Below are 26,345 nucleotides of genomic sequence, written 5' to 3'. Positions count from 1 at the left end.
CGCCCCCGGACCCCCGCTTCGGCCTGAACGGCCTCGTCCTCAAACGCCGGACGGGCTGAAAGGGGTGCGGACCGGCTCTCGTCGAGCACCGGACGGGCTGAGAAGGGGGGCGGCTGGCGGCGGCCAGGTGGGTGGCCTGTTGCGCCACACCCGCGTGCTGTGTCGAGTTTGTCTGATTTACGCGTATCTTCGGACCATGCCCACGCCATACGGATCCCGCGGCGGCATGGCGTTCGGTGCGGAGGAGCTGCGTGTGCTCCGCCGTGCTCTCGCCCTCGCCCTTCACCCCGGTCCCGTCTCCGCCGAGGACGTCAAGGACTGTCATCGGCTCGCCGAGTCGCTCGACGAGGCGATCGGCGAGGGGGCCCGGCTTCGTGCCTTCCTGGTGGCCGATCTGGCCCGGTACCGCGCCGCCCTGCCGGGGACCGTCGCCGGCTATCTCGCCCTCCTGGAGGAGGTGCTGGGTGCCGGGCACCGGCCCGCCCCGGACGACCTCGCCGCGCTACGGGCGCTGCGGGGCAACGCCGACGCCGCCGCACTGCTCGGCCGCTGCCAGGACCTCGCCGAGCGCGATGTGCGGGCCCGGCTCGCCCAGGGGGCCCGCAAGGTGCCGGCGCCCGCCGTTCCGGCCTCCAGGGTCCGGCTGACGGCCCTGCCGGGCGGCGTGGCCAAGGAGCCGGAGAGGAAGCCCAAGGAGAAGCCCGCCGAACGGCCCGCCCCGCAGCCCGCGGCTCCCGAGCCCGACGCGCCGAAGCGGCCCATTCCCACTCCGGGTGAGGTCTTTCCCCGGCGCCGGCCCGCCTCGCCGCCGGCCGGGCCCCCGCAGCAGCTCGCCGCCGGCTGACCGGTCGTCCGGGAAAGCGGCAGTTGGCGGGGGGTCGGGGGCGGTTCGCCCACCCCGCCCCTTTCGCCCGGTCCCCCGTGGCTACCCTGGACGCATGGACTACGTCTCCGCGCTGCTGCCTCCGGTCGTCATGGCCGTCTTCTTCATCGGTCTGGTCCGGGTGATCGTGAAGACCCAGGGCGGGGCCGCCAAGGCCAAGGAGGACGCCGCGGTCGACGCCGCCCTGGAGCGCGCGCAGAGCGCCCGCCACGCCGCCGTCTCCAAGGCCGACGGCGTCTGAACCGGGCCGCACCCTCCCTGGGCCGCCCTCCCGGCCCGCCGTCTGCCCGCCGTCTCCTGGCGTACGACTCGCCGCGCGTCCCCTGTCGCGCCCGCACTTTCCGAGTCGTACGCCCTTTTTGTTCGCCTTTGCTGGTGAAAGTGCATGTCTGGCACGTCATTGGCGGGATCTCCCACTATTGTTCTGAGCTGTGCCTCGCCCATTGGGAGAACTCGAAGACGCGGTCATGACGCGGGTGTGGAAGTGGAACCGCCCGGTGACCGTTCGAGAAGTCCTGGAAGACCTTCAGCAGGAGCGGTCGATCGCCTACACCACGGTGATGACCGTTTTGGACAATCTCCATCAGAAGGGCTGGGTCCGGCGGGAGGCCGAAGGACGCGCCTATCGATATGAGGCCGTCTCCACCCGGGCCGCCTACGCCGCCGCCCTGATGAACGACGCCTGGTCGCAGAGCGACAACCCGGCCGCCGCACTCGTCGCCTTCTTCGGGATGATGAGCGACGAACAGCGGCAGGCTCTGCGGGACGCCGTACGCATCGTGCAGGGTCCGGATAGCCAGGAACGGCGGGAAGAGAGGGAAGACCGGGAAGCTCCGCAAGAGGAGAACCCCGGCTCCGTGGCGGACACCGGCGGGCGATAGCGTCCGCTCATGTCAGCGATGCGCCCCGAAGTCACCGCAAAAGCCATCACCGTCCGGCGGGCCCGGACCAGCGATGTCCCGGCGGTGCGCCGCCTCCTCGACGCGTACGTTCGCGGCCGCATCCTGCTCGACAAAGCCACGGTGACGCTTTACGAGGACATCCAGGAGTTCTGGGTCGCGGAACGCGACGACAACGCCGAGGTGGTCGGCTGCGGCGCACTGCACGTGATGTGGGAAGACCTCGCGGAAGTGCGCACTCTCGCGGTGAACCGGAGCCTCAAGGGTGCCGGTGTCGGTCATCAGTTGCTGGAGAAGTTGCTGGAGACCGCGCGTTGGCTTGGTGTTCGCCGCGTTTTCTGTCTGACCTTCGAAGTCGAGTTCTTCGGGAAGCACGGCTTCGTGGAGATCGGCGAGACACCCGTGGACACCGATGTCTACGCGGAGCTGCTGCGTTCCTATGACGAGGGTGTCGCGGAGTTCCTCGGACTCGAACGAGTGAAACCGAACACCTTGGGCAACAGCCGGATGCTTCTGCATCTGTGATCGCCGAGAGGGATCGCGGCGGACAAGGGTCGACAAGGGTCATCGGGGCGGAGATGGGCAGGAGATCGGCCCACTATTCCGGGCAACCCGCCTTGCCCAGGTGCCCTATGTCCGAAACGCGCATGTTTCCGGGCGGGAGCGGGCCCCTCGGTCTCTCCCAGGGGTTTGTGTTTTTCCCGCAAAAGCGGTTTGCTTTCCGACGTACTGCAGTACTGCATATAACAGGGGGCGGCGAAACGGCGGACGCCGCAGACCCCCGGCCCTGAAGTTATCGATGAAAGGAAATCCGGTGGCACAGAAGGTTCAGGTCCTTCTTGTCGACGACCTCGACGGCGGCGAGGCGGACGAGACCGTGACGTTCGCGTTGGACGGCAAGACGTACGAGATCGATCTCACGACCTCCAATGCGGACAAGCTGCGCGGCCTTCTCGACCCGTATGTCAAGGGCGGTCGGCGTACCGGTGGCCGTGCTGCGGGCGGACGTGGAAAGGCCCGTGCAGCTTCCGGCGGCAGCCAGGACACCGCGCAGATTCGCGCGTGGGCCAAGGAGAACGGTTACGAGGTCAACGACCGCGGCCGTGTTCCCGCGACGATTCGCCAGGCCTACGAGGACGCCAACGCCTGACAATCCTCCGGCCCGCGGCCCGCGCGCCGCAGCCGGATGCGGTGGCACTCCGTGGCCACCGTGTTCACCAGCCGTACGAGATCGGGGGCGCCTCCAACGCCCCCCATGGCCGACAGCGTCGGCAGCGAGGCCTCGACCTCGCACCCCGACTCGGGGGGCCGCAACCAGACGGCGGCCCCCTGCACGGGCCCGCCCGGCCCGTCGGCGGATCCGGAAGGCGGCCGGACCCCGGTGACCGCCGGCTCGGGCCGTGCCGGAGCGTCCATCGCGCCCCCGGCGCCCAGGGCCCGCAGGTCGAGATCGAGGGCCGGTGCGCCCCACTCCAGCCAGTCCAGCAGCCCCGGCAGCTCCTCCGCGCTGCCCGCGGCCACCAGCAGCCGCATCCGGCCGCCCTGAAGGGCCACCGGAGAGCCCGGCGCCAGGTGCCCGAGCGCCCGTACGCCCGCTCGCGCCGGCACCTCCAGCACGTCGAAGCGCCCGCCCGTGACCAGCCGCAGCGGCTCTCCGGGCGCCGCGGGCACTGTTGCCCATCCCAGATCGTTCTCGTACCAGTGCCGGAGCCGGCCCGGCCGCCGGCCGCACTCGGAACCGGAATCGAACGGACGACGGGGGTGAGGGACCGTGGAAGCTGCCGGAGGCGCTGTGCCAGCCATGCCAGGTGCAACCGTCCCGACTCCGCCAGAGTTACGCTGGGTGCGCGAACGGCTGCGCAGAGTGCCGGAAAAGGGGTCGGGTGGGGGTCCGGAGAGACGCAAGGTTGTTCGCCCGTAGCGGAGGGACCGGGGGCCTACGGCATGGACTGTCAGTCGCTGCGGGTAAGACATCCCTAGTGGGAGGGGGCGACACGCAGGCGAGGCCGTCTCACGTTCGCCATCGGCGTACTGACGGAAGGGGTAACTGCCTGGCCTGCGGGAACATCGTCTCGCACCATCGGGTTGGAGCAGATGTCGGCGTTCGGGGTCAGGAGGCCATCGACGGTGTCGGCAGTTGGAATGAGCGGTCCCTGCTTGCGGGACTAAGCTGCGGTAGGACAGAGAGGGGAAGTTCCCCCCACTGCCTGACCGCTCTGAGGAGCGATTAACGATGTTCGAGAGGTTCACCGACCGCGCGCGGCGGGTTGTCGTCCTGGCTCAGGAAGAAGCCCGGATGCTCAACCACAACTACATCGGCACCGAGCACATCCTCCTGGGCCTGATCCATGAGGGTGAGGGTGTCGCCGCCAAGGCCCTTGAGAGCCTCGGGATTTCGCTCGAGGCGGTCCGTCAGCAGGTGGAGGAGATCATCGGCCAGGGCCAGCAGGCCCCGTCCGGGCACATCCCCTTCACCCCCCGTGCCAAGAAGGTCCTGGAGCTGTCGCTCCGGGAGGCCCTTCAGCTGGGCCACAACTACATCGGCACGGAGCACATCCTGCTCGGCCTGATCCGTGAGGGCGAGGGCGTCGCCGCCCAGGTCCTGGTCAAGCTGGGCGCTGATCTCAACCGGGTGCGGCAGCAGGTCATCCAGCTGCTCTCCGGTTACCAGGGCAAGGAGACCGCCACCGCCGGCGGCCCTGCCGAGGGCACCCCCTCGACGTCCCTGGTCCTCGACCAGTTCGGCCGGAACCTCACCCAGGCCGCTCGTGAGTCCAAGCTCGACCCGGTCATCGGGCGCGAGAAGGAGATCGAGCGGGTCATGCAGGTGCTGTCCCGCCGTACCAAGAACAACCCGGTCCTGATCGGTGAGCCCGGCGTCGGCAAGACCGCCGTCGTCGAGGGCCTCGCCCAGGCCATCGTCAAGGGCGAGGTGCCCGAGACCCTCAAGGACAAGCACCTCTACACCCTGGACCTCGGCGCCCTGGTCGCCGGCTCCCGCTACCGCGGTGACTTCGAGGAGCGCCTGAAGAAGGTGCTCAAGGAGATCCGCACCCGCGGCGACATCATCCTGTTCATCGACGAGCTGCACACGCTCGTCGGTGCGGGTGCCGCCGAGGGCGCCATCGACGCGGCTTCGATCCTGAAGCCGATGCTGGCCCGCGGTGAGCTGCAGACCATCGGTGCCACCACCCTGGACGAGTACCGCAAGCACCTGGAGAAGGACGCGGCCCTGGAGCGCCGCTTCCAGCCCATCCAGGTCGCCGAGCCGTCCCTGCCGCACACGATCGAGATCCTCAAGGGTCTGCGTGACCGGTACGAGGCCCACCACCGGGTCTCCATCACGGACGAGGCGCTGGTCCAGGCGGCCACCCTGGCCGACCGCTACATCTCGGACCGCTTCCTGCCGGACAAGGCGATCGACCTGATCGACGAGGCCGGTTCCCGGATGCGCATCCGCCGGATGACCGCTCCGCCGGACCTGCGCGAGTTCGACGAGAAGATCGCAGCCGTCCGCCGGGACAAGGAGTCCGCGATCGACTCGCAGGACTTCGAGAAGGCCGCCTCCCTCCGCGACAAGGAGAAGCAGCTCCTGGCCGCCAAGGCCAAGCGGGAGAAGGAGTGGAAGGCCGGCGACATGGACGTCGTCGCCGAGGTCGACGGCGAGCTGATCGCCGAGGTGCTGGCCACGGCCACGGGCATCCCGGTCTTCAAGCTCACCGAGGAGGAGTCCTCGCGTCTGCTGCGCATGGAGGACGAGCTCCACAAGCGGGTCATCGGCCAGGTCGACGCCGTCAAGGCGCTGTCGAAGGCGATCCGCCGTACGCGTGCCGGTCTGAAGGACCCGAAGCGCCCCGGTGGCTCGTTCATCTTCGCCGGCCCGTCCGGTGTCGGTAAGACCGAGCTGTCCAAGGCCCTCGCCGAGTTCCTCTTCGGTGACGAGGACGCGCTGATCTCCCTCGACATGTCGGAGTTCAGCGAGAAGCACACGGTGTCGCGTCTCTTCGGTTCGCCCCCCGGCTACGTGGGCTACGAAGAGGGCGGCCAGCTGACCGAGAAGGTCCGCCGCAAGCCGTTCTCCGTCGTCCTCTTCGACGAGGTCGAGAAGGCCCACCCGGACATCTTCAACAGCCTGCTGCAGATCCTGGAGGACGGTCGTCTGACCGACTCCCAGGGCCGGGTCGTGGACTTCAAGAACACGGTCATCATCATGACGACCAACCTCGGCACCCGGGACATCTCCAAGGGCTTCAACCTGGGCTTCGCGGCCACGGGCGACACGAAGTCGAACTACGAGCGCATGAAGAACAAGGTCTCGGACGAGCTCAAGCAGCACTTCCGCCCCGAGTTCCTCAACCGCGTCGACGACGTGGTCGTCTTCCCGCAGCTGACCCAGGAGGACATCCTGCGGATCGTCGACCTCATGGTCGGCAAGGTGGACGAGCGCCTCAAGGACCGGGACATGGGCATCGAGCTCTCCCAGTCCGCCAAGGAGCTGCTGTCCAAGAAGGGCTACGACCCGGTGCTGGGCGCGCGGCCGCTGCGTCGCACGATCCAGCGCGAGATCGAGGACACGCTCTCGGAGAAGATCCTCTTCGGCGAGCTGCGCCCCGGTCACATCGTGGTCGTCGACACGGAGGGCGAGGGCGACGCCAAGACCTTCACCTTCCGGGGTGAGGAGAAGTCGGCACTGCCGGACGTCCCGCCGATCGAGCAGGCGGCCGGCGGAGCCGGGCCGAACCTGAGCAAGGAGGCGTAAGCCTCAGGGCTGTGCCTTGAAGGGGCCGGTGCTTTTCGGAGCACCGGCCCCTTCAGCGTTTCACCAGGCTGATGTCCGCTCCGGGGAAGTACTCGGCAAACCGGGACGTGGGAAAAGCGTGCCCCGGCATGTTCTGCAGGATCACGGAGCGCACCGCAGGCAGCCGGTGTGCCAGGACGGAGAAGTCCTCGGTGCCGAGCAGCCCGGGTACGCGCAGTACCTCGACGCCGGAGAGCTTCGGCATGCGTTCGACGGAGAGCGGCAGCTCCCGCAGAATCCGCGCGTTCAGATGCAGGGTCCGCAGCCCGGGCAGTCCGGCCACCGCCTGCCAGTCGGCTGTCGTCAGCTCCGCGGTCAGCGGCCCGAGGCTGAGCTCCGTGAGGCTGGTCCAGTGCTGCAAGCCGCGCAGCCCGGTGCGGTTGGTGCTGTTCCGGCCGAGGAAGAGGAACTCCAGTGCCGCGTCGACGGGCAGCACCTCGCCGAGGCTGTCGCCGGGGAGCTCCTGTTCCACGGTGAGCCGGACGAGCGAGCCCAGCGACTTCAGGCCCGTGACGTCGGCGATCTGCCCGCAGATCAGCTCGGCGAGCGGAAGCTCCGCGAGCCGCTTCAGGCCGTGCGCCGCCGGACAGCGGGCCAGCAGCAGATCGTGCAGGGACCCGAAGGGCAACAGGTCGCCCAGGTCGGTGAGGAGCGGGTTGTCCCGCAGGTCGAGGAGGGTGACGGCCCCGGGCTCGGGGACCGCGTCCAGGATCTGTCCGACCGAGTGCCTGCCCAGGAACGCGAGGCCGCGCCAAGGCCGCATCCCGGTCAGAGCGGCACGCTGCTCGGCGGACTCACAGGTGAGATAGAGGCCCGTGCGAGGCAGCTCGTCCAGCACCTCCGACGCGTAGGCCGTGGCGTCGAAGCGGCTCCAGGTCCCGACCAGCTGCCGACGCACCTTGAGGTCCCGGTGTTCGCGGAACCGGCGCAGCACTCCGAGGGCTCCCTCCGGTTCCTCGGTGCCGAGCAGGGAGGCGGTGACGGTGACGCTCCGCGCCTCCTTTGCCGTCAGCCCCTCGGGCCCCGGCAGCAGCTCCAGCACCAGGGGTCCGGCCTCCGCGAGCGTCTGCGCGTCCTCCGTGGTCCGCGGCGGGATCAGCTCCGCCGCCCGCCTCTCCACCTCCGCCCGCACGCCCGCGTCCAGCGCCACCGCATGCTCCAGGCAGGCCAGCGCCAGCAGGGTCAGCCGGGGCGACTGGGCCGCGAGCAACCGCCGTAGCAGCGATGCCCGTTCCCCGGGCCGCGCATGGGCCACGGCCATGCGGATCACGTCCTCCCACTGGGTGTCGTCCGCATGGTCGGCGAGGACGTTCAAGTGGCCTTCCTCCACCGCGTACCGGGCGCCGAGATAGTCCTGGAAGGTGCGGTGGACGAAGTCCAGGACCCCGTCGGCGGGTTGGCGGATCAGGCCGCTGCGGAGGAGCAGGGTGCGCAGGACGGTCGGCGCGTCCGACTGGCCGCGCGGCAGCGCGATGGAGGGCAGACTGCGGTCCACGATCGTTTCCGCGGTCTCCAGGTCCATCTCCGTGCGGTTGCTCAACACGAGCGCGTAGGCGAGCCGTTGCAGCAGCTCCAGCTGGGCCTCCTCGCTCAGCTCCGCCTCGTCCACCGAGCCCATGCCCCGCTCCCGGTCGCGGCGGGCCAGCAGCATCGTGAGGGCGGCGTCGTAGAGTTCCTTGCGGCCGGTGGGGAGGTAGCCCCGGCGTTCCCGGTGCAGGGCGCAGATCAGGCCGCACATCAGGGGGTTGGTGGCGAGGCGGGCCAGGTCGCGTTTGGTGCGCAGGGAGTCGAGGAGCGGGCCCTCGAACTGCGGGGCATCGGCCGCCGTGTGCCAGCGGTGGACGAAGGTCGCCACGTCCGCCCGGCGCATGGGGGCCAGGGTCAGTTCGCGGAAGCCCTGTGCTGCGAGCCAGTCCGGGCGGACCGCGGAGGGGCGGGAGGTCAGCAGCCAGCGGTTGCCCGGGTAGGCGTTGATGAGGGAGAGCAGCCAGTCACGGACGTAACGGCGGTCGACTGCGGGGATCTCGTCCAGGCCGTCGATGAGGATCATGGCGCGGCCTGCTCCCAGGACGCGTTCCGTCCAGCCTTCGGGTGCGGACAGCGGGGCGCTCACCGCGGTCACGAAGGCGGAGGGGTAGGGCAGGGCGCCGTTGCCGCGGATCACGGTGCGCAGCGGAAGGACGTACGGGATGTGCGTGCCCTCGCGTGCCGCCGTCACCGCCAGCCACTGGACCAGGGTCGTCTTGCCGGAGCCCGCGTCGCCGCGCAGCAGGACGCGGTCGTGGGTGAGCAGGGCCTCCTCGGCGGGGAGCTGGACGGTGACCGGGGCCGCGTCGGGGCCGTCACCGGGGAGGGCGCTGTCGTCGGCGGCCGTCGCCTCCAGGCTGAGGTAGGCGACCTCGAGCGGCCAGCGGTCGGGGGATTCCCGCAGATCGATGCCGTAGATGGTGATGTGGTTGTGGCGTTCGGCGACGTAGGAGCGGTAGCGGCGCTCGAAGGCGGTGTCGCGGCCGTCGGGGCGTGGGGTGCGGGCGAGCAACTCGTCGATCTTCGCGATGAGTTCGGTCTGGTCCCGGGTCTGTTCCACGAGGGTGCGGGCGACAAAGGTGGAGCGGCGGGTGAAGAACTCCAGGATCTGGAGACAGGCCCACTCGGTCGCGGAGTCGAGGAAGTGGCCGGCGTCGGCGGAGAGCCCGTCGGGTGCGGGTCCCGAGCGCGAGAGGGTCCGGGCGAGTTCGCGGTGGCCGAGCCGTACGGCCTGGACGTCGTCCATGTCCAGGTCGCCGAGGGCGAGCAGCCGGCGGGCGAGGGCCTCGGCGACGGCGGTCCGCTCGTCGGCCCGGAAGGGCGGCTCACCCGGTGAGTCGACCGCCTGACCGACCAGGTGCTCCGCGAGTCTGTGCACGTCCTTCTCGACGAGCGCGCGCTTCTCGCCGCGGAAGGAGACCAGGCTCTTCAGCCGTACCGGTCGGTCGACCAGCCCCGCGCCCGGCCCGTCCGCCACGAACAGCTTCTTCAGCAGCGGGCCCATCAGGCTCGACGCCAGCTTCCCGCCCAGTACCGTCGGCTCCATCCGCCACCCCCGTGAGTCCCGTCAGCGGATGGAGCCTATCGGCGGCCTACGACAACTGGCCGTTGTAGTCAGGCAGTTTGAACGTCTTGTCGGCGTGGCCGCCCGAGAGGTCGGTGGCGCTGTTGCCGATGTTCGCGATGATGTCGTAGCCCTTGTTCTCGATGTCGACGCGCTGGGCGGTCTTGTAGGCGGCGACGTCCTTGAACAGGTCGAGGAAGCCGCGCACGTAGAGGCCGGAGACCTGGTAGCCGTCGTGCTCCAGGTTGTACTCGGTCGGCAGGTAGATGATGCCGGGGCGGGCGGTGACGAAGAACAGGGAGACGCCGTGCTCCTGGGCGTACCTGGCCACGTTCAGGACCGGCTTGTTGGCCGGCTGGGGGTAGCTGAAGCCGAAGTCGGTCTCCAGCGTGGTGTTGTCGATGTCGAAGACGATCGCCTGCTTCTCGCCCGGCTCGGCGGCGGCGATGCGCTGCTTCAGGTAGGGCAGGGCCTGGTCCATCACGGTCTGGCAGTCCTGCTGCCAGGTGGCGTAGTCGACCGCGGTGGAGCCGCTCTCCGTCGCGGCCCGGGCCGGAGCGGCCATCCCGGCGAGCACGGCCACGGAGACGGCGGTGACGGATATGCGACGGGTCCAGGTGCCTGTGGTCATCGGTGGGGGTGTCCTCTCACGTCCGGCTATGTCAGGGGCATGGTGAGCGGGGGAGGTGGCGTGAGGGGAACGGTAGGGTTACTGGGGAGTAGGTGGCCAGAGACGTGCGTCACATCTGGACGATTGCGGCCGCCTCGCCGAGCTGATCCCGGCCGGTCGCCTGGCCGGTGTCTGCGGGGAGGTCGACCTCTTGCGGCTGCCGTGGCGCCCCGGGGGGGTCCAGGCCGGCCGACGCGCACCGGCCGGGTGCCGAGCGCTGTCGGATCCACGGCGGCCCGCCTCTGCGGCCGAGCGACCGCGCGTCGGCGTAGCGCCCGTCACATTTCGGTGGCGGTGGATCTTGGTCTCCGGTGACATAGCGCACGGGCGAAATGCCCGTTACTAGCCGACATAGTGGACCTATCGAAAGGGTAAACGGGGCTTTTTACTCCACGAGTCGCATGCGGCGCGATTGCCGGGAATGGCCTGCCCGGCCAGGGGGGCTCTGTCAAGAAACGGTCAATTCTGGGCATGGTTACTAAGGGGCCTCGTAGGCGGCGGGGTTTGAGAGGGCCCCGGCTTCCGGGTTACCAAGAGATGCCCCGTTCGGCGGCCGCCCCCCGCGGGCCGGTGCCGGAGGGGGGTCCTGTCGTCTACCCCACGAGGTTTCGATGTCCCTGCGCGCCGCTTTCCGTGCCCCCCGTACGTCCTCGCTCCGCAAGCGGGCCGCCGTTCTGGCCGCCGGTGTCGGAGTCGCGGCCGTGGTGGGGTCGGGGGTCGCGTCGGCCGCCACCTCCAGTGCCGCCGCCTGGGTCGACCCGGTGAAGAAGTACACGCTCTCCGCGACCTTCAACCAGGCCGGCGGCATGTGGGCCGCCAGGCACAGCGGTCAGGACTTCGCGGTGCCGAGCGGCACCGAGGTCCTCGCGGCGCACGGCGGCACCGTCGTCAAGGCCGGCGGCAACGGCGCCGGTGACGGTCCCGCGTACGGCAACGCCATCGTCGTCAAGCACGGCAACGGCCAGTACTCGCAGTACGCCCACCTGTCCCGCATCGACGTCAGGGTCGGCCAGATCGTCAAGACCGGTCAGCACCTCGCCCGCTCCGGCAACACCGGCAACTCCTCCGGCCCGCACCTGCACTTCGAGATCCGTACGACCCCGAACTACGGCTCCGCGGTCGACCCGGTCGCCTTCCTGCGCGCCAAGGGTGTGACCCTCTAGTCCTCCAGGAGGGCGTGCGGCGGCCCCGCCGCGAAGCGTTCGGCGGCGCCGCGCCCTAGGCCGGGTGGGTGCCCCGATGGGCCTGGGTCACCAGGTCCACGGCGACCTCCAGGACCGCCTCGCGCTTCTGCTGGGGGTCGCCCTCGACGTCCTGCATCACGAACATGCCGGCGTGCAGGGTGAAGAGCGCGCTGATGCAGCGGATCTGGTCGGTCAGCGCCGCGTCCGGGTCGATGATGATGTTCCGCAGGCCGCGCATCCGGTCCTTGAAGGTGTCGCCGATCCGCAGCTCCCGGACCGTCGCCTGGTTCTCCTGCATGAACCGGAACAGCGGTTCTGCTTCGGCGAGCGCCTTGTGGTACCGCCGTACGATCTCCTGCTTGGTCTCCAGGGTGTGCGGCTGGCCCTTGCCCCACTCGATCAGGTCCTCTATCGGCCGCGTCAGGTCCTCGAAGACGCTGACCAGGATCTCTTCCTTGGTCTTGAAGTGGTAGTAGAGGGCCGCCTTGGTCACGTCGAGGCGCTCGGCGATCTCCCGCAGGGAGGTCTTCTCGTAGCCCTGCTCGGCGAAGAGTTCGAGCGCCACGTCCTGGATGCGCTGGCGGGTGTTCCCGCGGCGCTGCTGCTTGGTGCCGTCCATGGTGACGCTCATCCTCTTACTCCTCGTACTCCCGCGGAAACTTGCTTGCCGCCCGGCTAGTAAACTTACTTGACGCCCGGCTAGCAACGGGTCTAACTTCCGAGTGTACTGAACTAGCCGGGCGGCAAGTAAGTGGCTGTCGCCAGGGGGAGTGGGAGAGATGGCGGACACCCAGGCGGCCAGCACCGGCCAGGAGACACCTGCGGCACCGGAAGCGGCCGAGCAGCCGCAGAAACAGTCGGAGAAAGAGCCGAAGAGCGTACGGGTCGTGATCCTCGCGCTCATGGTCGCGATGATGCTCGCGATGCTCGACAACATGATCGTGGGCACGGCGATGCCGACGATCGTGGGCGAGCTGGGCGGTCTGGAGCATCTGGCGTGGGTCGTGACCGGGTACACCCTGGCGACCGCGGCGTCCACCCCGATCTGGGGCAAGCTCGGTGACATGTACGGGCGCAAGGGCGCCTTCATGACCTCCATAGTCATCTTCCTGATCGGCTCCGCGCTCAGCGGCATGGCCCAGGACATGGGTCAGCTGATCGGGTTCCGTGCCGTCCAGGGCCTCGGTGCCGGCGGTCTGATGGTCGGCGTCATGGCGATCATCGGCGACCTCGTGCCGCCCCGCGAGCGCGGCAAGTACCAGGGCATGATGGCCGGCGTCATGGCGCTCGCCATGATCGGCGGCCCGCTGGTCGGCGGCACCATCACCGACAACTGGGGCTGGCGCTGGGCCTTCTACATCAACCTGCCGCTCGGCGTGGTCGCGCTGGCCGCCATCAGCGCCGTACTGCACCTGCCGAAGAAGCGGAACAAGACGCGCATCGACTACCTCGGCGCCGGTCTGCTGACCCTCGGCATCACCTCGATCGTGCTGGTCACCACCTGGGGCGGCTCCGAGTACGCCTGGACGTCCGCGCGGATCATGGAACTGATCGCCATCGGCGTCGTCGCCCTGATCGGCTTCGTCTTCTGGCAGACCAAGGCCGCCGAGCCGGTCCTGCCGCTGCACATCTTCCGCAGCCGCAACTTCACCCTGATGTCGATCATCGGCTTCATCGTGGGCTTCGTGATGTTCGGCGCCACGCTGTTCCTGCCGCTCTACCAGCAGTCCGTGCAGGGCGCGTCCGCGACCAACTCCGGTCTGCTGCTGCTCCCGATGCTCGGCGCGATGCTGGTGACCTCGATGGTCGCCGGGCGGGTCACCACCAACACCGGCCGCTACAAGATCTTCCCCCTCGCGGGCGGCGTGCTGCTGACCGTCGGGCTGTACCTGCTGTCCACGATGGACACGGACACCACCCGGTTCACCTCCGGTGTGTACATGGCCGTCGTCGGCCTCGGCATGGGCTGCCTGATGCAGATCACCATGCTGGTCGCGCAGAACAGCGTGGAGATGAAGGACATGGGCGTCGCGTCCTCGTCCACCACCCTGTTCCGTACGCTCGGCTCGTCCTTCGGTGTCGCCATCATGGGCGCGATCTTCAACAACCGGGTCAAGGACGTCATGTCCGAGCGGGCCGGCTCGCTGGGCTCCAAGCTCACCGAGCAGTCGGCGCAGCTGGATGCGAAGAGCCTGGCGAAGCTGCCGGCCGCGGCGCGCGAGGCGTACCAGCACGCGGTGTCGGCCGGCACCCACTCGGCGTTCCTGCTCGGCGCCGTGATCGCCGTGCTGGTGCTGGTGGCGGCGGTCTTCGTGAAGGAGGTCCCGCTGAAGGGCGGGCCCCAGAAGGCGGACGAGGCGGCGCCGATGCCGATGGTCGAGGCGGTCTGAGCGGGGTCCGGGTGGCCGGGACCGGCTGAGCGGGGTCCTGGTGGCCGAGGCCGGCTGAGCGACGTGCGGGTGGTTTCGGGGCTGCGGCCCCCGGGACCACCCGCTTCGCCGTTCCGGGCCGAGAATTGACGGCGTGGACAAACTGCGGCAGCTACGCCTCGCCAAGGACGCCATGGACCGGGACTGGGCCGACCCGGCCCTCGATCTCGACGCGGTCGCCGCGCACGCCGGGTACTCGCGGTACCACTTCCTCCGCGCCTTCAAGGAGACGTACGGCGAGACGCCCGGCCAGTACCTGACGCACCGCAGGATCGAGCGGGCGGAGGAGATGCTCCGCGGCGCGGACCTCACCGTCACCGAGATCTGCCACCTCGTCGGCTTCAGCAGCCTCGGCACCTTCTCGGCGACGTTCAAGGCCCGTACCGGGCTCAGCCCCACCGAGTACCGCACCGAACACGTCGGCCGCGGCGCCTCCCTCATCCCCGGCTGCTACGCCCTGCTCTGGGCGGGCGGGTTCCCGAACAGAAGCGCAACTTCCGAGAAGCGCGGCCCGCACCCGGCTGCCTACCGTGACGGACAGGAACACGGACAGGAACAGCGACCGTCCGGCGACAGCGGCCGGGCAGGCAGGAGAGCGGAGCCATGATCCAGGGCCTGGCCATCACCACCGTATGGACCTTCGACCAGCAGCGCACCAAGGCCTTCTTCACCGAGAAGCTCGGCTTCGAGCTGCGCGACGACATCGCGATGGGCGACATGCGCTGGGTCACCGTCGGCGCCAAGGACCAGCCCGGTGTCGAAATCGCCCTGATGCGCCTGGACGGTCCTGGCCTCGACCCCGAGTCCGCCGAGGCGCTGCGCAAACTGGTCGCCAAGGGGGTCATGGGGGCCGGCGCGTTCCGCACGGACGACTGCCGCGGCGACTACGAGACCTTCACGGCGCGGGGCGTCGAGTTCGTCCAGGAGCCCAAGGAACGGCCTTACGGCATCGAGGCGATCTTCCGCGACGACAACGGCAACTGGTACTCGCTGACCGAGCGCAGCGAAGAGCTCGACTTCTCCAAGGAGTTCTGAGCATGCCGACGGAGACCGGGCCCGACCACACCGCCGTCCGCACCGCCCTGTGGCGGGCGCTGCATCTGCGCGCCGATCCGCCGCCGTACGTCATCGAGGACGAGGTCGGGCTGCGGCTGGCCGAGCCGGACGCGGGCGAGGACGCGGACGGCTGGCGGGCCCGGCCGGACATGGACGTCGAGGCCACCCGGCGGACCCGGGCGTCCATCGTGGCCCGGGCGCGGTTCGTCGAGGACCTGGTGCTGGCGGAGGCCGGGCGCGGGGTGGACCAGTACCTCGTCCTCGGCGCCGGGCTCGACACCTTCGCGCAACGCCGGGCCGCCGACGCGGTGGCCGCCGGGCTACGGGTGTTCGAGGCCGACCGGACCGGAGCCGTGGCCTGGAAGCGGCGGCGGCTGACCGAGCTGGGGTACGGCGTGCCCGACTGGCTGACACCGGTGCCGGTGGACTTCGAGGGGGACTGGTGGGGGCAGCTGGCCGCCGCCGGGTTCGATCCGCGCCGTCCGGCCGTGGTCGCGTCCGCCGGGGTCACGATGTACCTCACCGAGGACGCCGTCGCCGCCACCTTCCGGCACATCGCGGGGCTCGCCCCCGGGTCGACGCTGGTCACGACGTTCCTGCGGCCCATCGAGGACGTCGAGCCGGACCAGCAGGAGCAGCTACGGGTGGCCCAGCGGGGCGCGCGGGCCTCCGGCACGCCCTTCCTGAGCTTCTACGCACCCGAGCGGATGGCGGCCCTCGCCCGCGAGGCCGGTTTCCGGGACACCCGGCACGTCCCGGCCGAGGAACTCACCGACCGCTACTTCGCCGGCCGCACCGACGGCCTGCGCCCGTCCCGCGGCGAGGAACTCCTCGTGGCCTTCACCTGAGGGGCCGGGACAGAGGCGCCCGGCCGGCCGTCGCTCGGAGACGGCCGGCTGTTCGTCAGCGGCTTCCCGACTGGGCAGGCCCCGGCAGTATCGGGTAGCTGCCCGTGGCCGTCGGCGCGTGCTCCGGGAGCCAGAGCACGGCCACCGCACCCTCCGCCGGGATGTGCTCGGGGGCGCCCGCCGGACGGACGTTGCGGAAGGTCAGGCGGGCGCCCAGGACGCGTGCCTGACCCGCCGCGATGGTCAGGCCCAGGCCGTGGCCCTGGCCCGCACGGTCCGTGCTGCCGGTGCGGAACCGGCTCGGGCCCTCGGCCAGGAGTTCCTCCGGGAAACCGGGGCCGTGGTCGCGGATCCGGATGACCCGGCCCTCGACGGTCACCTGGACGGGCGGCTTGCCGTGCCGGGCCGCGTTGGCGAGCAGGTTGAACAGCACCCGCTCCAGCCGGCGCGGATCGGTGGTGACCTCCGACTCGTGCACCACCCGCACCTCGATCTCCGGGTCCTTCGCGGCCACCCGCCGGGCGACGAACTCGCCCAGCATGATGTCCTGCAGCTCGGCCCGCTCGGAGGCACTGTCCAGACGGGCCACCTCCAGCACGTCCTCGACGAGGGTGCGCATCGCCTTCGCCCGGTCCAGGACCAGTTCCGTCGGCCGGCCGGGCGGCAGCAGCTCGGCCGCCGTGAGCAGGCCGGTCACCGGCGTACGCAGCTCGTGCGCGATGTCGGCCGTCACCCGCCGCTCGGCCTCCAGGCGCTGCTGCAACGCGTCCGCCATGGCGTCCACCGCGCGCGCCAGGTCGTCGGTCTCGTCCCGTACGACCCCGCCGATCGCCTCCCGCACCCGCACGTCCGGCTCGCCCTGGGCAACCTGGTTGGCCGCGGCCGCCGCCTTGCGCAGCCGCCGGGAGAGCTGTCCGCCGATCAGCACGCCGAGCGCGCTGCCGCCGAGGACGACCGCGATGGAGCCGATGACGAGGGCCTGGTCGAGGTCCTTCAGCACATCGCTGCTGCGGTTCGCGAAGGTGCTGTGCAGGGACAGCACGCGCCCGTCCTTGGCCTGCACCGCCGCCCAGATGTCCGGCGCGCCGGTGCCGTGGTCGATGACGTCGGTCGCCCGGCGGCCCGCGTCGACCCGCTCGCGCAGGGCCGGCGGCAGCCGGGGGTCGTCGACCTTGACGTCCGGGAAGTTCGCCCTCCCGTACAGCTCGTAGTTGCGCTGCGCGATCTGCAGCCGCTCGTTGGCCAGGTCGCGTGCGTTGTCCAGCATCGAGACCCGGGCGGCGTTGTGCACCACCAGGCTCAGTGCGATCGCGACCAACGCGCCGACCAGCGCGATCGCCGCGCTCAGCTTCCATCTGAGTCCGGTGCGCAGTCCCGGACCCCGGTACCGGCTGGAAAACCCCCGCATGACCGCCTCGCTCAGGCCTTCAACTTGTAGCCGAAACCACGGACCGTCTCGATCCGGTCCTGGCCGATCTTGGTCCGCAGCCGCTGCACATGCACGTCGACGACCCGGGTGTCCCCGCCCCAGCCGTAGTCCCAGACGCGTTCCAGCAGCTTGTCGCGGGAGAGCACGGTCCCCGGTGCCGAGGAGAACTCCAGGAGCAGCCGCATCTCGGTGGGCGTCAGCCCGACCGGCTGCCCGGACCGGCGTACCTCCATGCCCTCGGTGTCGATCTCCAGGTCGCCGAAGGCGAGCAGGCCGCCGGAGACCGGAGCCGCGTCCTCGTGCGGCTTCTCGCCGCCGCTCGCGTGCCCGAAGCGGCGCAGCACCGCCCGGATCCGGGCGACCAGTACGGCGCCGTCGAACGGCTTGGTGACGTAGTCGTCGGCGCCCGCCTCCAGACCCAGCACCACGTCGATCGAGTCGGCGCGCGCCGACAGCATGATCACCGGGACGGTCGACTCGTCACGGATGCGCCGGCACAGACTCACCCCGTCCAGGCCCGGGACCATCACGTCCAGCAGGGCGATGTCGGGCCGGTCGGCGCGGAAGGCCTCCAGTCCCGACAGGCCGTCGGGCATGGCGGTGACCGCGAAGCCGTCCCGCTCCAGGGCGAGCTGGGTGGCCTCGCGGATGACGTCGTCGTCCTCGACGAACAGAACGTGGGTCTGGTCTGCCATCCCGGCTCTCTCGGTGGTCGGTGGGGTGGGGTCGGTGGGCTCAGCGGGGTGCGTGGCTCAGCGGGTTCAGTTGCCGGGGGAGGGCTCCGGCGTGGCGTCGCCGCTGCCGGCCGCGTTGCCGTAGTCCGTGTGGTGGAAGTCCTCCTGGACGAAGCGTCCCGCGGCCCAGCTGTAGGTGATCACGTTCTCGCCGGAGGGGCTCGACACGGGGTCGCCCTTCTCGTACACCTGCTTGGTCACGCTCAGGTCGCCCCGGTCTATCTCCGCGTACACCGGGGACTCCTCGGCCTTGAAGACGTTCTTGTAGGCGCCGCTCTCCCTGCGGTACACGTACGCCCCGACCCCGACCGCGTCCCCGCAGGTCAGCACGTTGACGACGATGTCCTCGACCGGGCCCCCGGTGAGGTCGCCGTAGGTCACGTCGACCGGGTACTCGTCGCCCGAGCAGGGCTTGAGGTCCCGCTTCACCGTGGCCGAGACCACCGGGTCGGCCTTCACCAGGGCGACCGCGTCGACCTTCTCGTACGTCTGGGACGGGTTGGGCGAGGGGACCGCGGCGGCCGGGGCCTTCGCGACCGAGTCGGCGTGTGCCGGGCCCTCGTCACGGGCTCCGGTGCCACCGGTGCCGCAGGCCGCGGCGAAAAGGGCGAGGGCGGTGAGCACGGCCGTCGCCGTGATCACCGCCTGTGCACTCGCCGGGCCCCTGCTGGACCCCGTGCCGGTCAGGCCGCGCAACGCTCCCGCTCCTCACGCTCCAGCGCGCGTGCGTCGAGGTCGCGTGACTCCAGCTCCTCGCGGAGCCGGGCGAGCGCCCGGTGCAGCGTGCTCTTGACCGTTCCGGCCGACATGCCGAGGGCGGCGGCCGTCTCCTCCGTGGACATCTGCTCCCAGTGTCGCAGCACCACGACACTGCGCTGCTTCGGAGCCAGAACCTTCATGATGTCCATGAGCAGAGCGCGGTCCGCGTGCTGCTCGGTGGAGTCCTCCACACAGGCGTCCGGCAGCTGCTCGGTCGGGACCTCCTCCAGCTTGCGGGCCCGCCACCACTCGGTCCTCGTGTTGATCATGACCCGGCGGAGGTAGGCGTCGGCGAGCTTCTTGTCCTCGATGGTCTCCCAGCGGCCGTACGTCCGAACCAGCGCGGTCTGCAGCAGGTCCTGGGCGTCCGTCGGGTCCGGGACCAGCCGGCGGGCGCTGCGCAGCAGCGCGTCCTGCCGAGTGCGGACGTACTCCTCGAATTCGAGCACCTCGCCCTGCGCCATGATCAACCGCCTCCCGATCCCCGTTTTCCCCGGCCCTGTGCCTGAGTTCCTGCCGTCCCGCGGTCCTGGCGGGCACAGAAACGAAGCTACGGACTCGTTGTCACGGGCCTGTGCGGAGCAGCCTGCGGGTAGCAATCGGCTGTCCGTCGGTTGTGTAACGGAAGTAGGTTCGGGGTAAGCGGGTACGGGTTTATGCCCGGTTGCGCGGTGATTTGCCCTGCGGATGGGGTCGTAACAGAGCCTCTTCTGCTGTGATGTGGCTGTACGTCAGCTCAGCGGAAGCCGGTACAGGCCGCCCGCGAGCGGCTCCACCAGCCCGTCCGAGACCAGCCCGTCCAGCGCGCGCGCCCGCTGCACCGGCTCGTGCCACACCCGGTCGAGCGCCGTCTGCGGTACGGGGGTGTGCGCCTCGCGCAGGACGGCGAGCAGCTTGCCGCGCACCTGGCGGTCGGTACCGGCGTACGTCTGCCCGCGCCGCGGCGGCCCCTCGTGCTCCGGCTTGCCGGCCAGCCGCCAGGCGCACTCCCCGGCGATCGGACACCGCTGGCACGTCTCGTTCTTCGCCGTGCACACCAGGGCGCCCAGCTCCATCGAGGCGGCGGCCCAGCGGGCGGCGGTCCGCTCGTCCTCGGGCAGCAGTTCGCGGGCGAGCCTGCGCTCGGCGGCGGTGGTGGCGTTCGGCGGGTACTGCACACCGGTCACGGCCCGTGCGAACACCCGCCGCACATTGGTGTCGAGCACGGCGTGCCGCTGCCCGTAGGCGAAGGAGGCGACGGCCGCGGCGGTGTATTCGCCGATGCCCGGCAGCGCGAGCAGCTGCGCGTGATCCGTCGGTACGTCACCGTCGTGGCGTTCCGTTATGGCGACGGCGGCGCCGTGCAGCCGCAGGGCGCGACGCGGGTAGCCGAGCCGGCCCCAGGCGCGGACCGCCTCGCCGGGCGCCTCCTCGGCGAGGTCGGCGGGGCGCGGCCAGCGGGCCAGCCACTGCTCGTACACGGGCTGCACCCGGCTCACCGGGGTCTGCTGCAGCATGAACTCGCTGACCATCACCCCCCACGGACCCGCCTCCGGGCGGCGCCAGGGGAGGTCACGGGCGTGGGCGTCGAACCAGGCGATCACGGGGGTGTGGAGCTTCTCAGTCATGGCCCTCCCGATCCTGCCACGTCCGGCGACGGGTGGGGTGGACGTGGTCCGCGGCGGGGTCGGGGTTGACGCCTCTCGTGACACCGCTCGTGGTGACTCGTAGTGACTCGCGGTGAAGAGGGGCCGTGCCAGCGGGAGTTGCCGGAATGATGATCCGGAAAAGTTGAGGTTTGGGCGGCGGGTGGGGCGAGGAAGTGCACGGATCTCTCGTACAGTTTGCGCCGTGGGATCTCTGCGCAATCCGGTCGGGCCGCTTCCCTCCTCCATCTACTGGCGACGGAGGGTCTTCATGCTGTCGACGCTCGTCGTCCTGGCGCTCCTGATCGCGTGGATCGTGACGTCGAACGGCGGGGGCGGCAAGAAGAACGCAGGCGGGTCGGACGGCAAGAACCCCGTGTCCACGATCACGCCGGGGCCGTCCGGCAGCGGGCCGGCGATCAGCCAGGCACCGGGCGGACGGGACGATTCGAGCGGGGGCGGTTCCGGTTCGAGCCCCGGTTCCGGCTCCGACGGCGGGAGTTCGGCCGGGACGGGCAGTGCCTCGCCGTCCGGTTCCGCCGGTTCGTCGGGCTCCTCGTCCGGCTCGGGTGACGACGTCACGTCGGGTTCCGGCGGTACGGTCGCCTCGCTGCCGGGGTCTTCCGCACTGCCCAACTGCACTGCCGGGTCCGTGGCGTTGAGCCTGAAGAGCCTGCGCAACTCGTACTCGCCGGAGCAGGCGCCGACCTTCGAACTCACCGCGAAGAACACGTCGTCCAGCGACTGCAAGATCGACCTCGGGCCGAAGAGCGCGGTGCTCACCATCACGCAGGCCAGCGCGGACGACAGCTACTGGTCGTCGGCGGACTGCCCGAAGGCGGCGGGGAGCCGGTGGTACCGGGTGCCGGCCGGGAGCAGCATCACGTACACCCTGAAGTGGGACCGGAAGCCGAGCGCCGCGCAGTGCGCGACGCCTCCGGCGGGGTCGGCCGGGTCGGGCACGTACCTGCTGGAGGCGGAGGCCCCGGGGTACGCGAAGACGCAGGCGTCTTTCGTGCTGGCGGCGGATTAGCTCGGGGCGGGGTGGGGACGCTTACCGGCGCTGGCAGGGTGCCGCTGCGCCCACCCGTGCCGCCCCAGCGGCACGACTGCCCGCAGCTGTGGAGCGCCCCGTAAGGGGCGCGGGGAACTGCGCGATCAGCCCGCGCCCGCCCGCAGCCGCCGTACAACGCAACGGCCCGAGCTAATCGGCGAAATCAGACATACCGCTCAAGAATCGAAGACTCCGCCAGTCGCGACAGGCCCTCGCGGACGCTCCGTGCCCGGGCCTCGCCCACGCCGTCCACGGTCTGCAGGTCATCGACGCTCGCAGCGAGCAGCTTCTGCAGGCCCCCGAAGTGCTCCACCAGCCGGTCGATGATCGCCCCCGGCAGCCGCGGCACCTTCGCCAGCAGCCGGAAGCCGCGCGGCGACACCGCGGAGTCCAGCGCCTCCGGCGAACCCGTGTACCCCAACGCCCGCGCCACCGTCGGCAGTTCCAGCAGCTCCGCGTGGCTCAGGGCGTCCAGCTCGGAGAGCGCCTCGTCGACCGTGCGGGAGCGCTTCGCCGTCGGCTCGGGCACGTAGTCCCGCACCACCAGCTCGCGCTCGGGCTCGACCCCGGCGATCAGCTCGTCCAGCTGAAGGGCGAGAAGCCGCCCGTCGGTGCCGAGCTCGACCACGTACTCGGCGATCTCCGTGGCGATCCGGCGGACCATCTCCAGGCGCTGCGCGACCGCCGACACGTCGCGGACCGTCACCAGGTCCTCGATCTCCAGCGCCGACAATGTTCCCGCGACCTCGTCCAGGCGGAGCTTGTACCGCTCCAGCGTGGCCAGCGCCTGGTTCGCGCGGGAGAGGATCGCCGCCGAGTCCTCCAGGACGCGGCGCTGACCGTCGACGTACAGCGCGATCAGCCGCATCGACTGGGAGACCGAGACCACCGGGAACCCGACCTGCTTGGAGATACGGTCCGCCGTGCGGTGCCGGGTGCCCGTCTCCTCCGTGGGGATCGTCGCGTCGGGTACGAACTGCACGCCCGCCCGAAGGATCTTCGACAGGTCGGAGGAGACCACGATGCCGCCGTCGAGTTTGCACAGCTCCCGCAGCCGGGTCGCCGTGAACTCGACATCCAGTACGAAACCGCCCGTGCTCATCGTCTCGACCGTCTTGTCGGAGCCGAGGACGATGAGCCCGCCCGTGTTGCCGCGGAGGACCCGCTCCAGGCCGTCCCGCATGGACGTGCCCGGCGCCACAGCGCTCAGCGAGGCGCGCATCAGGCCATCGGAACCGGCACTCCCACCGGACTTTCCGGGAGCTCCTGCCCGGTCGTTGGCTGCCACTGCACTCCTCCGGTCGCAGGTTCTGAGGCGCTGCCGTCCCCGCACTCGGTTCGTACGGACGGGCGAGACCAGGGCAAAGTCTACCGGCGCTCCTCCGCCTCCCGTGGGGCCTCTCGGTGACGGGAGCGCGGCAGCACCCGCAGGGCCTCCCCCATGTCGGCGACTTCCAGGACCTTCATGCCCGGCGGGATCTTGCCGGGATCGCCCGGCACGAGGGCGTGCGTGAAGCCGAGCCGGTGCGCCTCCGCGAGCCGGCGCTGGACCCCGGTGACCCGTCTGACCTCGCCCGCGAGGCCGACCTCGCCGATGGCTACCAGGTTCTTGGGGAGCGGGGTGTCGCTGGCCGCGGAGGCCAGGGCGAGGGCGATGGCCAGGTCGGCGGCGGGCTCGGAGAGCTTCACCCCGCCGACCGTCGCGGAGTAGATGTCCCGCTTGCCGAGCGCGCTGATACGCCCGCGCTGCTCCAGCACCGCCAGCATCATGGACACCCGGGAGGTCTCCAGGCCGGAGGTGGTCCGGCGCGGGGAGGGGATCTGCGAGTCCACCGTCAGCGCCTGGACCTCGGCGACCAGCGGGCGGCGGCCCTCCAGGGTGACGGTCAGGCAGGTGCCCGGGACCGGTTCGGCACGTCGGGTCAGGAAAAGTCCGCTCGGGTCGGTGAGGCCCGTGATGCCCTCGTCGTGCAGTTCGAAGCAGCCGACCTCGTCCGTGGTGCCGTAGCGGTTCTTTACGCCCCGGACCAGGCGCAGGCGGGCGTGCCGGTCGCCCTCGAAGTGCAGGACGACGTCCACCAGGTGTTCGAGGAGCCGCGGTCCTGCGATCGCGCCGTCCTTGGTGACATGGCCCACGAGGAGGGTGGACATGCCGCGCTCCTTGGACGCGCGGATGAGCGCCCCGGCCACCTCGCGGACCTGGGCCATACCGCCCGGAGCACCGTCGATCTCGGGGGAGGCGACCGTCTGCACGGAGTCCAGGATCAGCAGCGACGGCTTCACCGCGTCCAAGTGGCCGAGGACGGCGGCCAGATCGGTCTCGGCGGCGAGATAGAGGTGGTCGTCGATGGCGCCGATGCGGTCGGCGCGCAGCCGCACCTGGCTCGCCGACTCCTCGCCGGTGACATAGAGCGTGCGGTGCTCGTCGCTGGCAGCCTTGGCCGCCACGTCGAGGAGGAGGGTGGACTTGCCGACGCCGGGCTCGCCGGCGAGCAGCACCACCGCGCCGGGGACCAGACCGCCGCCGAGGACCCGGTCCAGCTCCGGGACGCCGGTGGTGCGGGCGGTGGCCTGACGGCCGTCGACCTGGCCGATCGGCACCGCGGAGGTGGTGACCCGGCCGGGCGCCGTCGTACGGACCGCGGGCGCGCCGTACTCCTCGACCGTCCCCCACGCCTGGCACTCGGCACACCGGCCGAGCCACTTGGCCGTCTGCCAGCCGCACTCGGTGCAGCGGTAGGACGGACGGTCCTTCGAGGTCTTGGTACGGGCAGCCATGCGGAAACCGTAGCCCCCGCCACTGACAGTGGGTCCACGGTGGCCCGCGTGACGGGTGTGGATGGACCGGTCCCGGCCACCCCGCGACGGGTACGAGCCGCGGAAGAGCAGGTTCCTGTCCCCTATTGAGGGATCGTTTCACCCGTACGGATTAAAAGTGCTCAAGCCGCCAGAACGGGCCATACAGCGCCGCCTACGGTCGCACGGGTGATGAGCAGCAGTCCGGAGACCTCGGCCCGAACGACCGGCGCACACCGGGCGCACCGGGAGGCGCGCACGGCGCGCGATCGCACGGCGGCGCGTGCGCTGGCGCAGCGACCGCCGGCGCGCTACGAGCCGTACCTGGACGGGCTGTTCACCTACTGCCTCTCGGTGCTGTGCGACCACGACGCGGCCACCGCCGCGCTCGGGGACGTCCTGGCCCTCGCCGAGCGGCGCGGCCAGCGCGTCCCGGAGGCCGCCGGGGACCGCAGGGCCTGGCTGTACGCGCTGGCCCGCTGGGCCTGTCTGCGCGGGCTCGCCCAGGCCAAGCAGAAACGTCAGGCCACCCACGCGGCCGGCCGGCACATCGCCCCCGCCTCCCCCGACCACGCCGCCCCCGCCGACACCCAGGAGCGGCAGCGCGGCGAACTCGCCCTGCTCGCCTGGCCCGAGGCTGCCGGCACCACCCCCGAGCAGCGCGAGGCGCTCGAACTCGCCGTACGCCACCACCTCGCCGCCCACGAGGTCGCCGCCGTCCTCGGCATGGACCTGGCCGGCGCCCGGGAACTGCTCGCCTCCGCCGCCTGCGAGGTCGAACGCACCCGCGCGGCCCTCGCCGTGGTCGAGACCGGCGGCTGCCCGAGCGTGTCCCACCTCACCGGCGACAGCCAGCTGGTCCTCAGCAGCGCCCTGCGCCGGGAACTGGTCCGGCATGTCGACGACTGCCCGCGCTGCCGCCGTACCGCCGAACGCGCGGCCCCCGGCCGGTGGCCCGGCGCGATGACCACGCCCGCCGAGCTGCCCGTCCTGGAGGCGCCCCGCGCGGCCCTGCACATGGTCATGGCGCACCAGCCACGCGCGCGTGGCGCCGCCGCCCCGCGCTTCGACCGGCGCGGCTTCCCGATGGACCCCAAGGACCGCGCGGCCCGCCGTGACCGGATCCGCGCGCGTGCCGTCACGACGACCGTCGTCGCCACCGTGGTGGCCGCGCCGGTGCTGGCCCTGTGGGCCGCGTACCGGGGCTCGCCGACGGGGGAGAGCCACGAGGGGCCGTCCGCGACCGCGCGCGAGGCCGCCGGCCCCGACGCGCTCGACGGCGACACGGGCGGGGGCTACGAGAACGCCGGCAACGCCAGCACCAGACCCGGGCCGCGTATCGGCAAGGACGGCAAGGCCGACGTGTCGGTGGAGGTGGTCAGCGTCGCCGGAGCCGGCCGGACGAAGGCCGGTGCGGGGCACCTCGCGGTGACGGCCGCGAACGACGGCGACACGACGCTGATCACGCTGGCGGCGTCCGGGGACGCGGCGGTGCGGTGGTCGGTGTCCACCCCGGCGGGCTGGCTCTACTTCTCCCGGCCGTCGGGAACGCTCCGGCCGGGCGAGTCGTTCACGATCAAGGTGTACGTCGATCATCTGCGGGAGCCGGCCGGGTACTGGAGCGCACAGGTGGCGGTGGCGCCGACGGGGGCGGTGGTGTCGATCGACGGGTACGGGACGGCTCCGCCGACGCGCCGGGATCCGAAACCGCCCCCTGCGGGGAGGCCGACGCCGACACCGACGGCATCCGACCCGGCGCAGCCGCCACCGCCGGTCAGCGATCCACCGACGTCGAGCGCGCCGACACCGACGCCCACGGAGTCGGACACCGCCGGCCCGACGGGGCCGCCTTCCCCGACGGCCCCCGACAGCGAGAGCCCGCCCCCGACTCCGTGAGCGCCGCGGGGCCTACTTCGGACTCCGTGAGTGCCGCGGGGCCCGCTTGCCTCTGCCGGTCTCCTCTTTCCGCCGCGGCGGTGCTCGGCCACGACGGTGGAATTCGGCGGTGCCGGGCTGGGCGCGCTACCCGCCGTTGCGGGTGCGGCGCCGTCGTGGCTGGTCGCGCCCGCGCGGCGGAGCCGCATATCGAT

Annotated in this window: 24 protein-coding genes; 13 read left to right on the top strand and 11 right to left on the bottom strand. The window is 71.0% G+C overall.

Annotation, left to right across the window (positions count from 1 at the left end; all coding sequences use genetic code 11):
* The first annotated feature begins 226 nt into the window (after positions 1-226).
* The 5 genes from KVT45_RS49085 to KVT45_RS49065 all read left to right on the top strand — a co-directional run bounded on the left by KVT45_RS49085 (position 227) and on the right by KVT45_RS49065 (position 2,932).
* Positions 227-844 (top strand): hypothetical protein, encoded by a 618-nt coding sequence (locus tag KVT45_RS49085; RefSeq protein WP_217559666.1) that lies wholly within the window; start codon positions 227-229, stop codon positions 842-844.
* A 94-nt stretch (positions 845-938) separates the two neighbouring features.
* Positions 939-1,124, top strand: a complete 186-nt coding sequence (locus KVT45_RS49080) for a hypothetical protein (protein WP_217559654.1) — start codon at positions 939-941, stop codon at positions 1,122-1,124.
* Positions 1,125-1,314: 190 nt separating this feature from the next.
* A complete protein-coding gene (locus KVT45_RS49075; protein WP_308311110.1) occupies positions 1,315-1,764 on the top strand; it encodes a BlaI/MecI/CopY family transcriptional regulator in 450 nt (149 codons plus the stop codon).
* Positions 1,765-1,773: 9 nt separating this feature from the next.
* Positions 1,774-2,307, top strand: coding sequence for an amino-acid N-acetyltransferase (locus tag KVT45_RS49070; RefSeq protein WP_217559645.1), 534 nt, complete (start codon positions 1,774-1,776; stop codon positions 2,305-2,307).
* 289 nt (positions 2,308-2,596) lie between these two features.
* Complete coding sequence (locus KVT45_RS49065; RefSeq protein WP_089099897.1) at positions 2,597-2,932, top strand: Lsr2 family protein; 336 nt, start codon at positions 2,597-2,599, stop codon at positions 2,930-2,932.
* On the opposite strand, the gene KVT45_RS49060 is transcribed toward KVT45_RS49065, so the two are convergent.
* On the bottom strand, positions 2,911-3,585 hold the full coding sequence (locus tag KVT45_RS49060) for an SCO3374 family protein (RefSeq protein ID WP_217559643.1): 675 nt from the start codon (positions 3,583-3,585) through the stop codon (positions 2,911-2,913). The two genes, KVT45_RS49065 and KVT45_RS49060, sit on opposite strands and share 22 nt — an antisense overlap.
* A 430-nt stretch (positions 3,586-4,015) precedes the next feature.
* Here KVT45_RS49060 and KVT45_RS49055 point away from each other — a divergent pair, with 430 nt between their 5' ends.
* Positions 4,016-6,541 carry an ATP-dependent Clp protease ATP-binding subunit gene (locus KVT45_RS49055; protein WP_217559641.1) on the top strand — a complete coding sequence of 842 codons (2,526 nt, stop codon included), beginning with the start codon at positions 4,016-4,018 and terminating at the stop codon, positions 6,539-6,541.
* Between the two features lie 52 nt (positions 6,542-6,593).
* Here KVT45_RS49055 and KVT45_RS49050 read toward each other — a convergent pair whose 3' ends face one another.
* Both KVT45_RS49050 and KVT45_RS49045 read right to left on the bottom strand, forming a co-directional pair.
* The gene (locus KVT45_RS49050) at positions 6,594-9,653 is read right to left on the bottom strand and encodes an NACHT domain-containing NTPase (protein WP_217559639.1); all 3,060 of its coding nucleotides are present in this window, start codon (positions 9,651-9,653) and stop codon (positions 6,594-6,596) included.
* Between the two features lie 46 nt (positions 9,654-9,699).
* The gene (locus KVT45_RS49045; RefSeq protein WP_217559633.1) at positions 9,700-10,302 is read right to left on the bottom strand and encodes an HAD family acid phosphatase; all 603 of its coding nucleotides are present in this window, start codon (positions 10,300-10,302) and stop codon (positions 9,700-9,702) included.
* 650 nt (positions 10,303-10,952) lie between these two features.
* Between KVT45_RS49045 and KVT45_RS49040 the strand changes: the two genes are divergently transcribed.
* Complete coding sequence (locus tag KVT45_RS49040; protein ID WP_217559631.1) at positions 10,953-11,504, top strand: M23 family metallopeptidase; 552 nt, start codon at positions 10,953-10,955, stop codon at positions 11,502-11,504.
* Between the two features lie 55 nt (positions 11,505-11,559).
* Here KVT45_RS49040 and KVT45_RS49035 read toward each other — a convergent pair whose 3' ends face one another.
* The gene (locus KVT45_RS49035; RefSeq protein WP_217559629.1) at positions 11,560-12,156 is read right to left on the bottom strand and encodes a TetR/AcrR family transcriptional regulator; all 597 of its coding nucleotides are present in this window, start codon (positions 12,154-12,156) and stop codon (positions 11,560-11,562) included.
* A 148-nt stretch (positions 12,157-12,304) separates the two neighbouring features.
* Between KVT45_RS49035 and KVT45_RS49030 the strand changes: the two genes are divergently transcribed.
* The 4 genes from KVT45_RS49030 to KVT45_RS49015 all read left to right on the top strand — a co-directional run bounded on the left by KVT45_RS49030 (position 12,305) and on the right by KVT45_RS49015 (position 15,858).
* Positions 12,305-13,915 (top strand): MDR family MFS transporter, encoded by a 1,611-nt coding sequence (locus KVT45_RS49030; protein ID WP_217559627.1) that lies wholly within the window; start codon positions 12,305-12,307, stop codon positions 13,913-13,915.
* Between the two features lie 142 nt (positions 13,916-14,057).
* The gene (locus tag KVT45_RS49025) at positions 14,058-14,561 is read left to right on the top strand and encodes a helix-turn-helix transcriptional regulator (RefSeq protein ID WP_308311111.1); all 504 of its coding nucleotides are present in this window, start codon (positions 14,058-14,060) and stop codon (positions 14,559-14,561) included.
* The gene (locus tag KVT45_RS49020) at positions 14,558-14,989 is read left to right on the top strand and encodes a VOC family protein (RefSeq protein ID WP_217559625.1); all 432 of its coding nucleotides are present in this window, start codon (positions 14,558-14,560) and stop codon (positions 14,987-14,989) included. The genes KVT45_RS49025 and KVT45_RS49020 overlap by 4 nt, the downstream gene beginning before the upstream one ends.
* A 2-nt stretch (positions 14,990-14,991) precedes the next feature.
* Positions 14,992-15,858 carry a class I SAM-dependent methyltransferase gene (locus KVT45_RS49015; protein ID WP_217559617.1) on the top strand — a complete coding sequence of 289 codons (867 nt, stop codon included), beginning with the start codon at positions 14,992-14,994 and terminating at the stop codon, positions 15,856-15,858.
* A 55-nt stretch (positions 15,859-15,913) separates the two neighbouring features.
* On the opposite strand, the gene cseC is transcribed toward KVT45_RS49015, so the two are convergent.
* The 5 genes from cseC to KVT45_RS48990 all read right to left on the bottom strand — a co-directional run bounded on the left by cseC (position 15,914) and on the right by KVT45_RS48990 (position 20,387).
* Complete coding sequence (gene cseC / locus KVT45_RS49010) at positions 15,914-17,266, bottom strand: two-component system sensor histidine kinase CseC (protein WP_217559615.1); 1,353 nt, start codon at positions 17,264-17,266, stop codon at positions 15,914-15,916.
* Positions 17,267-17,277: 11 nt separating this feature from the next.
* On the bottom strand, positions 17,278-17,982 hold the full coding sequence (gene cseB, locus KVT45_RS49005) for a two-component system response regulator CseB (RefSeq protein ID WP_217559613.1): 705 nt from the start codon (positions 17,980-17,982) through the stop codon (positions 17,278-17,280).
* 66 nt (positions 17,983-18,048) lie between these two features.
* A complete protein-coding gene (locus tag KVT45_RS49000; RefSeq protein WP_217559611.1) occupies positions 18,049-18,717 on the bottom strand; it encodes a hypothetical protein in 669 nt (222 codons plus the stop codon).
* Complete coding sequence (locus KVT45_RS48995) at positions 18,705-19,244, bottom strand: SigE family RNA polymerase sigma factor (protein WP_217559609.1); 540 nt, start codon at positions 19,242-19,244, stop codon at positions 18,705-18,707. The genes KVT45_RS49000 and KVT45_RS48995 overlap by 13 nt, the downstream gene beginning before the upstream one ends.
* A gap of 267 nt (positions 19,245-19,511) precedes the next feature.
* Positions 19,512-20,387, bottom strand: coding sequence for an A/G-specific adenine glycosylase (locus tag KVT45_RS48990; protein WP_217559607.1), 876 nt, complete (start codon positions 20,385-20,387; stop codon positions 19,512-19,514).
* Positions 20,388-20,610: 223 nt separating this feature from the next.
* On the opposite strand from KVT45_RS48990, the gene KVT45_RS48985 reads away from it, so the two are divergent.
* Positions 20,611-21,438: a hypothetical protein gene (locus tag KVT45_RS48985; RefSeq protein WP_217559605.1), complete on the top strand. Its 828-nt coding sequence runs from the start codon at positions 20,611-20,613 to the stop codon at positions 21,436-21,438.
* 184 nt (positions 21,439-21,622) lie between these two features.
* Here the strand turns inward: KVT45_RS48985 and disA are convergent, their stop codons facing one another.
* Positions 21,623-22,747, bottom strand: coding sequence for a DNA integrity scanning diadenylate cyclase DisA (gene disA, locus KVT45_RS48980; RefSeq protein WP_217559596.1), 1,125 nt, complete (start codon positions 22,745-22,747; stop codon positions 21,623-21,625).
* Between the two features lie 80 nt (positions 22,748-22,827).
* A complete protein-coding gene (gene radA / locus KVT45_RS48975; protein WP_217559587.1) occupies positions 22,828-24,237 on the bottom strand; it encodes a DNA repair protein RadA in 1,410 nt (469 codons plus the stop codon).
* Positions 24,238-24,444: 207 nt separating this feature from the next.
* Here radA and KVT45_RS48970 point away from each other — a divergent pair, with 207 nt between their 5' ends.
* Entirely contained in the window at positions 24,445-26,151 is a 1,707-nt protein-coding gene (locus tag KVT45_RS48970; RefSeq protein ID WP_217559572.1) for a hypothetical protein, read from the top strand.
* Positions 26,152-26,345: the final 194 nt, after the last annotated feature.

Origin of the sequence: Streptomyces sp. GbtcB6 (assembly GCF_019091475.1) — a bacterium.
Taxonomy (GTDB): Bacteria; Actinomycetota; Actinomycetes; order Streptomycetales; family Streptomycetaceae; genus Streptomyces; species Streptomyces hyaluromycini.
This window is presented reverse-complemented; position numbering and strand designations above follow the sequence as displayed.